We start from the raw sequence: 8085 nt of genomic DNA on the forward strand, positions 1-8085 counted from the left end.
CCTATCGCAAGTTGTCAAGTGAAATTAAATGATAGGGTGGGGCGCCCCCGTTTTTGGGGCGGCCCAACCACCTGTGTTTCCGTGGTTGGCCAGATGTACAAATGTATCACGCGGCGCGGCCGCAGCGCTTCATTTGGTTCTGGCTGCTGGCGCAGGGCCGGCCCACTCGGAACTCGTGGTCTTTTGCAGAGTGAGATTTTTGAAATAAATAAACGTGTGGACATGGAAGAGGGGAAAGGAATTCGAGGAAAATGGCTTCATATCAGGCTATCAAGTCAGGAATTGGCTGAGCTCAACAAGCTTTTCAAGGGAAGCGCAGAAAGGTATCTGAGTGACTTTGCAAGGAAGAAATTGCTCGGCAAACCAGTTCTGGTCGCTACCCGAAACGCGTCCCAGGACGGGCTCATCGAGCAGCTCGCAGGGCTCCGTACCGAGCTCTCGCGCCTAGGGGCAAACTATAATCAGGCGGTCAAAAAACTGTATGCCGTCTCGCGGATCAAAGACTTTGAGCACTGGCTGGTTGCCTATGAATTAGACCGCAGACAACTGCTGTCTCAGGTAGAACAAGCCGGACTTGTAATTGCTGATTTGGCTGAGCAATGGTCGCAGTGATTCACAGTGGCTCGTCTCTCAGAGAGGCGCTCAACTACAACGAAAATAAGGTCAAACGCGGTGTTGCCGAGTGTATCGACGCCGGTTATTATGTGAAGGAGGCGGGAGATTTGAGCTACCGGGATAAGTTCTCACGGCTAAAAAAATTGATGGACCTCAATACCCGGACCAAGGTCAATACGCTGCATATCTCGCTAAATTTTGCGGCTGAAGACAAGCTTGACAGGGCATCACTCAAACAGATTACAGGCGTGTACCTGGATAAGATCGGCTTCGCATCGCAGCCCTATCTGCTCTACGAGCATCGCGATGCAGGTCATCAGCACGTGCACATTCTGACAACGAATATCCGTGCCGATGGAAAAGCTATCAACCTGCATAATATAGGCAAAACCCGCTCGGAAGCTGCACGCAAAGAGATCGAGAGCGAATTCTCTTTGGTTCGAGCCGAAGACCACAAACGACAGGTTTTTGAGCTTAAACCTGCCGTACTTTCACCCTTGCAATACGGCCGGGCAGAGACAAAGCAAGCCATAGGCAACGTATTGCAAACTGTGATCAAAGACTACCATTATGCATCGCTCGCTGAGCTCAATGCAGTTCTCGCGCAGTACAATATCTATGCCGATCCAGGAGCAGAAGGATCCAGGGTCAGACAGGGCGCAGGCTTGTTGTTCCGTGTTTTGGACGGCAACGGACAAAGCGTTGGTGTGCCCATCAAAGCCAGTGATTTTCATTTTAAACCAACATTAAAATCATTGCAAAGCCGTTTTCTTGCAGGCAAAATTACCCGGGAAAAGCATGCAGTACGCTTGAAGAATACGATTGACAAGGCTGTTTCTTCCGCTAATTTCGGTGATCTGCCTGCCCTTCAAGAGACGCTAAAATCAGAAGGAGTAGCGCTTGTTCTGCGCACGAGCAAGACCGGTTTGACCTATGGGCTTACCTATGTCGACCACCGGACTAAGGTAGTCTTTAACGGAAGTGATCTGGGAAAAGCTTATAGTGCCAAAGCGGTTCAACAGGCGCTTGCATCCCAAATCATGGATAGTCGGCAAAGGATGCAGCACCAGTCTGCTGCACTGGGAACACCAACAATTGGTGGTCAATTTAGCCTCCCAACTCTCAGCGGTACTGCACCAGAGGGGAAGGATGAGGCAGACAACTTACTCGCTTCCCTATTCAATCCTGAAACCGGCGAGCAGGGCGTGCCATGGCAGCTTAGAAAGCCACGTCGTAAGCGAGGAAGGTAATTTATCAAATCAAAATCATAAGCTTATGAGCATCCAAACCGCAGAAAACCCGCAAGCTCTGGCGCGCATCTCGGATATGACGCGCCTTCTGTCCTTGGCAATTTTGCTGATCCATTTCTACTATTATTGCTACGGGTTGTTCCAGATCGCAGGCTTTGTAAACGGGTTCGCCGACCGGATCCTGGACAATATTGCAAGGACCGGTCTGTTGTGTGCGCCATATAAATCCAAGGCGATTGCCCTATGCCTGCTTCTGGTTTCCCTAGTAGGCACCAAAGGCAAAAAACATCAGAAACTAAAAAGCAGGTCAGGTATTTATTTAGCCCTAATCGGTCTCTGGGTCTACTGGCTACCAGTGTTGATTCTGGGAGTATCTGGTCCTATAAAGCTGATCGCCGGTCTTTACATTGGCCTGACGCTGATTGGATTTTCGCTCATTCTCTCCGGCGGGATATTATTATCTCGGGTGATCAAAGTGAAACTTGGCGGCGATATTTTTAACCGGGAAAACGAGACCTTTCCGCAAGAGGAGCGTCTGTTGGAAAATGAGTTTTCGATCAATCTGCCCGCTGAATATATCCTGAAAGGCAAGCGGCGGAAAAGCTGGATCAACTTGATTAACCCATTTCGCGGAGTGCTTGTTTTGGGTTCACCCGGCTCGGGAAAAAGCTACTTCGTGATCCAGCACATCATAACACAGCATATCCGGAAGGGGTTCTCGATGTTTGTGTATGACTTCAAATTTGACGATCTTTCACTGATTGCCTACAACAGTTTTTTAGCCAATCAACGAGCTTTCAAAGTGTTGCCGCGGTTCTATACCATCAATTTTGACGATCTCGACCGTAGCGCCAGGTGCAATCCGCTGGAACCTTCTACCATGCTCGACATCACTGATGCGGCAGAGTCTGCCCGTACGATTTTGCTTGGGCTGAACCGGGAGTGGATAAAGAAACAGGGCGACTTTTTTGTCGAATCCTCGATTAACTTTCTTACCGCGGCCATCTGGTTTCTTCGCCGGTACCAGGATGGAGAGTTCTGTACTTTGCCCCACGTGATTGAGCTGATGCAAATGAATTATGATGAGCTCTTTACGATCCTTAGAATCGAAAAGGAAATCGAGGTACTGGTTAATCCCTTTATTAGCGCCTACCTGAATAATGCCATGGAGCAGCTCGAAGGACAGATCGCTTCGGCCAAGATCGCATTGGCCAGACTGTCTTCGCCGCAACTTTATTATGTACTTTCGGGCAATGATTTGACCCTGGACATCAACAACCCGGATGCGCCCAAGATTTTATGCATCGGCAATAATCCCCAAAAAATTCAGGTCTACGGCGCTGTGATTTCACTTTATGCAACAAGGCTGATCAAACAGGTGAATATGAAAGGCAAGCTCAAAAGCAGCCTGATTTTCGACGAGTTTCCGACTATTTTTCTCAACAATATCGACGGCTTGATTGCTACGGCTCGGTCTAACAAAGTAGCTACGACACTTGGCGTTCAGGATGCATCCCAACTTCGTAAAGATTACGGGAAGGAGCTGGCCGAAGTCATTGTGAACATCACGGGAAACGTGATCAGTGGTCAGGTCTCTGGCGACACCGCAAAGCACCTTTCAGAGCGGTTTGGTAAAATCCAGCAGGACCGAACGGCACTTTCGCTCAACCGCTCCGATACCTCGATCAGCAGATCGATCCAATTGGATCTAGCCATTCCAGCCTCCAAGATTTCATCTATGAGCTCGGGTGAATTTGTGGGTCTTGTTGCAGACAACCCTGATCAGCACATTGACTTGAAAGCGTTTCACAACCGGATATTAAACGACGATAAGGCCTTGGCTCGGGAATCGGCGGCATACAAACCCATCCCTGTTGTGAGGCGGGTTAACAGCCAGATGATCAAAAAGGTGTTCGAGCAAATTAAGGACGATGTGCGCGAGATCATTGAAACCGAGATTGCCAATATCAAGCAGGATCCGGCACTGAAGCACCTATTGGTTTCGAAGAAAAAATGACTGACGTCCTTTTTGAGCCCAGTTCCGCATTGACCTAAGTCAGGGAAAGCTTTCAAATGACCGCTCTAAAACGGTGCCAAGATCAGTGTGAAGGTGATCTTGATGATATTTCTGACACGGCGGGGTGGGCTCTGGGTGGATTAGTTTTTGGCGCTTTGTTAACAGAGGGGCTTGGTCTTGGGGAATTTGTTTTTGGAGCGGGGACGAGTGCAGAGGCTGAGCAGGATGAATAAGAGAATTAGGAGAAATCGGTAGATGATCTTACCCCCTAAACAAGGTATGTCTGTAGGCAACCACCTACAGACATCAATAGCGGCTTCAACGCTTTCAATTTGCCTAGCATTATTACTTAATGACCAATTTAAAGCTTACTATTATGTTTATTTTATCACCCTCTTAATACCAATTATTGACAATAAAAACTACGCCAAAATACAGTATCCCCAGCGCTAAAACCGACAGGTATGCTTTCAGGACATGAGAACACAGCCACTTCCATTTTGCTGCCAGGAGCACGATGAAAGATAGGCCGGTCAACAGATAGGCCCATTTACCCATATTCCAGATAGCAAAAGCATTTTCGGTGGGAGAAGCTGTTCGCATTAGCTCCAACAATTGCATCCCGGAAGATAGAATAAGCAAAAAACAAATGGTGCATAATGTAGGCATCAGCCGAAGGATTAAAAGTGGTAATGGCCACTTCCTTTTAAAATACAGAATGGAAGAAATCAGTCCAAAAACAACGCTACTCATCAAAAGCAGGAAGCTCGCAATTAGTGCGATTAATGATAGCCAAGCCTCGTAGACTGAAATTTTTTCGAAAAATAGCCCACCGTCCAGGACGACTGGCGCACCGCCCTCATCGAAGGTCAGCGCGACGTGGGGCCACTTCATCCAGGCGTTTTTCAATAATAGTCGTTTGCTATCAGTCTGCTGCCATTGCATCACCGGGCCTAAAAGCAGACCAACCCTAATTCCCCCATCAGCTGTATCCAGTCTGAATGTGTTTTGCAGCCTTTCCAGAAATCCGGTGTAAAGCTGGCCAGGATTATTGAGCCGGTAATAACCTACAAAAGGCTTGGTGGCAGCCTCGGAAACAGGGTAAGTCATTTTCGTCTCAACTTTGCTTAATGTTTTAGTCAAAAAAGCCCGAATACGTGCATCGGCAAACCGGTAAAAGGATTCGTTGTGGGTATTGATGCAAAAACTGTATCCAACGCCATCCTTACGGTTATAAAGAAATGCGGAGAGGAAACCTCCTATTGCACCCCTGTGCCCTCTGAATTGCCGCCCTTCCAATTCGTAACCCTCATTTCCATAAGCATAGGTGCCTGTAAGTCCAGCCTTTGCGGCCAGGTAAGTGTGCGGCGTCTCGGATCGTAGCAGCCAGTCTCGCGAGAGAAACCGCCCGGAATCAGTCTGCCAATCCCCTAAGTAGGCGCGCAATGCACTTGTGAAATCGTCGGCTGATGCATTTAATGACCCATATGCTGCGGCGAACTGCGGCTGGTGAGGAACCAATTGAAAGTGGTTTCCTTCCCAAACGTAACCCGATGCATAGGCTCCCTGACCGTCCCCGCCCAACGCCAAATTCGCGTTACGCATTCCCAATGGCAAAAAAACATTTTGCGTGAGGTACTTCTCCAATGGCTGTCCGGATAATTTTTTCAACTACATAGCCCAGAATGGCGTAATTCACGCCGGAATATGCATGCCGCTCACCCGGCTTCCAGCGACTGGACATCATTTTTTGAAATATCAAGATACTTTCAAGGCCCGTCAACCTCTTTCCCGAGAAATTATATTCTTCAAAAGGCGATTTGTCGGCAAAGCCTGTACTATGTTCCAAAAGCTGTTCAATAGTTACTGGATGTGCCAGTTCCCATGGATTATAGAAAGGAATCTCAGGAGCAATGTCTTTTAAATGGGTTTCCAGGGATAGTTTGCCATTCTTTACCAGGTTTATCACGCCAAGTGCGACAAAAAGTTTAGTGATGGAAGCCTGCCTGAACAAATGATGTGATGTCAGACGTTCCTTGCGATAAAGATCCGCATAGCCAAGGCTGCCGCTGTATAGCACTGAATCTTTTGTGACAATCGATAGCATGATTCCGGCGACATGCTGTTTGTTCATTTCTGATTCAAGCTCGGTCAGCAGCGCCGCAACAGTCGAAGGTGTAGCGGAATTTTGACCGTACACAGATTGTTCAAGGAGGCTTACAATAAAAAGGGAAATAAATAATGCTTTTGTAGAAAACATAGCCTTTGGGATTTTTAATCCAAAAATGGCCATTCAGGGTGTTTCATGCGTTCGGATTTATACAAATGACCAACTTTTTACAGCCAATGCTCACCCATTGACTGATTTTGCGAATGCACTTGGTGCCATGCCCGTCGATTTTTTGAAAGCGGTATTGAAGGTTGTTTTGGAATTGAACCCTGATTCGTAAGCGACGCCCAGTACATTCAATTTATCGAATGCGTCCGATAGCAACAGGCGCTTGGCCTGATCGATCCGGTATCGGTTGACAAATGAGAAGAAATTCTCCTGATAGGCCTCATTGATCACATAAGATAGCTCATGCACAGACAAGTGCATTTGTCCGGCCAGCACGGGAAGCGACAATTCCGCGTTAAGATAAGGCTTTCCGGTATCCATCAGCAATTCGAGCCTTGCCTTAAGCACACGTAAATCCTGATCATCTACCCGTTTTTGCCTTCGTGGGCGTGCAGGGTTCTCTGCCACCAGTTCCCGTATCTGCATTCGTTCGGTTCGTGGAAACGGATAGACCTCCTGCTGCCGAACGGAGTAGTATGAAAGAAAATAGACCGCCAACAGATAGAGTACTGGGGTAAGCTGTCTAATCGCATCGATCTCGAAAAAAGCCAGGTTTAGCCAAAGCAGGATCACCGCTGCAAGCACCCATAAAAATTTTTCCAGCTAGTCCAGGTTTACCTGGTCCACCGAAGAGACAATTTTCCTGATATTCTGCTGATGACAGCGCAATTTGCGATAGCTCAATACCCAGTAAACAACTGTTTGAACGGGAAGGGTCATGCGGAAAAAGCCGAAGAGAACATTTGCCAACGCGCTTGAGGCGATCTGGATATTTTGCCCGCTTAGCATATGAGGGGCCATTAAGACAAGAAAAAAAGCAAACGGCGTTAAATGCAAAAAATCTTTTCGACGGACGCATCGGTCAGGATCCACGAAACTGGAAATACTCAGGTATAGGGCCGGTGGCGCGATAAAGCGGGTTACCTCCGAAAAATCCGCCAGTGTTCGAAATAGGGCAGCGAACCCGGCAACATGCAGAAATATTTCCAACATGGCACATCCATATGCGGCAACAAAGACAGCCAACCAGCGATTAGCCAAAAGGTTTCTGCCGTCAGGCGGATTGATCAGCAGAAAGGCCAGCAGAAAAGCAGCTCCACATGTTAGGCCAACTAGAATAGGATTTTCCAATTTGCAGGGGTCATGACCTCCCCCCAGCAAACGAGACAGCTGAAAACTAGAGATTTTCGGTGGCAAAAACAGGTCAAAATTGTAATTTGTCACTATGAAAAAGTCGAAATTTACGGAAGCGCAGCCGGGTGGCCGGTGCCATCGCTTTTGCGCTTAGACAATCGGAGACCGGCACACGTGTCGAGGAGATATGCCGTCAATTAGGGGTTTCCCAGGCCACTTTTTTCAACTGGAAGAAAAAGTACGGCGGCATGGGCGTTGCCGAACTGCGAAAGCTGCGTCAGTTGGAGGAGGAAAACGCCCAGTTGAAAAAGCTTGTCGCAGATCTGAGCCTGGACAAGCAAATGCTTCAGGATGTTATTAAAAAAAAGCTGTGAGGCCTCCTTACAAAAAGGAAATGGCCAATTGGCTTATTTCGAATTATCGCGTCTCAATCCAAAGAGCATGCCGGTGTGTGAAATTGGTTCGGGCAATGTATTACTACAAATCGCACCGTCGTGACGATACATTGCTAATGATGCGCATGAAAGAAATCGCAAATACGAGGGTTCGATATGGGTTCAGACGCATTTTTGTGCTGTTGAAAAGAGAAGGGTTTAGTGACAATCATAAACGTGTTTACCGCATTTATAAGACCTGCGGGCTGAATTTGCGAACTAAGAGGCCAAGAAGAAGCCGAAGCGCAGAGCACCGATTGGAACGTCTGGACACTCAAGGAATAAATAAGGTGTGGA

7 protein-coding genes and 1 pseudogene are annotated in these 8085 nt (G+C 47.7%); 4 read left to right on the forward strand and 4 right to left on the reverse strand.

The window, feature by feature from the left end:
- Positions 1-222: 222 nt before the first annotated feature.
- Genes H144_RS0107030 through mobC form a run of 3 tightly spaced genes read left to right on the forward strand, consistent with a single transcriptional unit; the run spans position 223 to position 3882 of the window.
- On the forward strand, positions 223-612 hold the full coding sequence (locus H144_RS0107030; protein ID WP_019941346.1) for a plasmid mobilization protein: 390 nt from the start codon (positions 223-225) through the stop codon (positions 610-612).
- Positions 600-1865, forward strand: a complete 1266-nt coding sequence (locus tag H144_RS0107035; protein WP_019941347.1) for a relaxase/mobilization nuclease domain-containing protein — start codon at positions 600-602, stop codon at positions 1863-1865. The genes H144_RS0107030 and H144_RS0107035 overlap by 13 nt, the downstream gene beginning before the upstream one ends.
- 25 nt (positions 1866-1890) lie before the next feature.
- Positions 1891-3882 carry a conjugal transfer protein MobC gene (mobC, locus tag H144_RS0107040; RefSeq protein WP_019941348.1) on the forward strand — a complete coding sequence of 664 codons (1992 nt, stop codon included), beginning with the start codon at positions 1891-1893 and terminating at the stop codon, positions 3880-3882.
- A gap of 396 nt (positions 3883-4278) precedes the next feature.
- On the opposite strand, the gene H144_RS0107050 is transcribed toward mobC, so the two are convergent.
- The 4 genes from H144_RS0107050 to H144_RS0107065 all read right to left on the reverse strand — a co-directional run bounded on the left by H144_RS0107050 (position 4279) and on the right by H144_RS0107065 (position 7351).
- Positions 4279-5529: a serine hydrolase domain-containing protein gene (locus H144_RS0107050; RefSeq protein ID WP_169409375.1), complete on the reverse strand. Its 1251-nt coding sequence runs from the start codon at positions 5527-5529 to the stop codon at positions 4279-4281.
- Positions 5480-6175, reverse strand: coding sequence for a serine hydrolase domain-containing protein (locus tag H144_RS0107055; RefSeq protein ID WP_026350480.1), 696 nt, complete (start codon positions 6173-6175; stop codon positions 5480-5482). The genes H144_RS0107050 and H144_RS0107055 overlap by 50 nt, the downstream gene beginning before the upstream one ends.
- A gap of 57 nt (positions 6176-6232) precedes the next feature.
- Positions 6233-6646, reverse strand: coding sequence for a helix-turn-helix domain-containing protein (locus H144_RS0107060; protein WP_157504495.1), 414 nt, complete (start codon positions 6644-6646; stop codon positions 6233-6235).
- 177 nt (positions 6647-6823) lie between these two features.
- Positions 6824-7351, reverse strand: coding sequence for a hypothetical protein (locus H144_RS0107065; RefSeq protein ID WP_157504498.1), 528 nt, complete (start codon positions 7349-7351; stop codon positions 6824-6826).
- Between the two features lie 94 nt (positions 7352-7445).
- On the opposite strand from H144_RS0107065, the pseudogene H144_RS34820 reads away from it, so the two are divergent.
- Positions 7446-8085 (forward strand): annotated as a pseudogene (locus H144_RS34820) (transposase); the annotation flags it as partial.

It is taken from the genome of Dyadobacter beijingensis DSM 21582, assembly GCF_000382205.1.
Classification (GTDB): domain Bacteria; phylum Bacteroidota; class Bacteroidia; order Cytophagales; family Spirosomataceae; genus Dyadobacter; species Dyadobacter beijingensis.

Excerpts from the sequence above, each read along its gene's own strand:
- H144_RS0107030 (WP_019941346.1), top strand. The coding sequence starts at position 223 with ATGGAAGAGGGGAAAGGAATTCGAGGAAAATGGCTTCATATCAGGCTA.
- H144_RS0107035 (WP_019941347.1), top strand. The coding sequence starts at position 600 with ATGGTCGCAGTGATTCACAGTGGCTCGTCTCTCAGAGAGGCGCTCAAC.
- mobC (WP_019941348.1), top strand. The coding sequence starts at position 1,891 with ATGAGCATCCAAACCGCAGAAAACCCGCAAGCTCTGGCGCGCATCTCG.
- H144_RS0107055 (WP_026350480.1), bottom strand. The coding sequence starts at position 6,175 with ATGGCCATTTTTGGATTAAAAATCCCAAAGGCTATGTTTTCTACAAAA.
- H144_RS0107060 (WP_157504495.1), bottom strand. The coding sequence starts at position 6,646 with ATGCAGATACGGGAACTGGTGGCAGAGAACCCTGCACGCCCACGAAGG.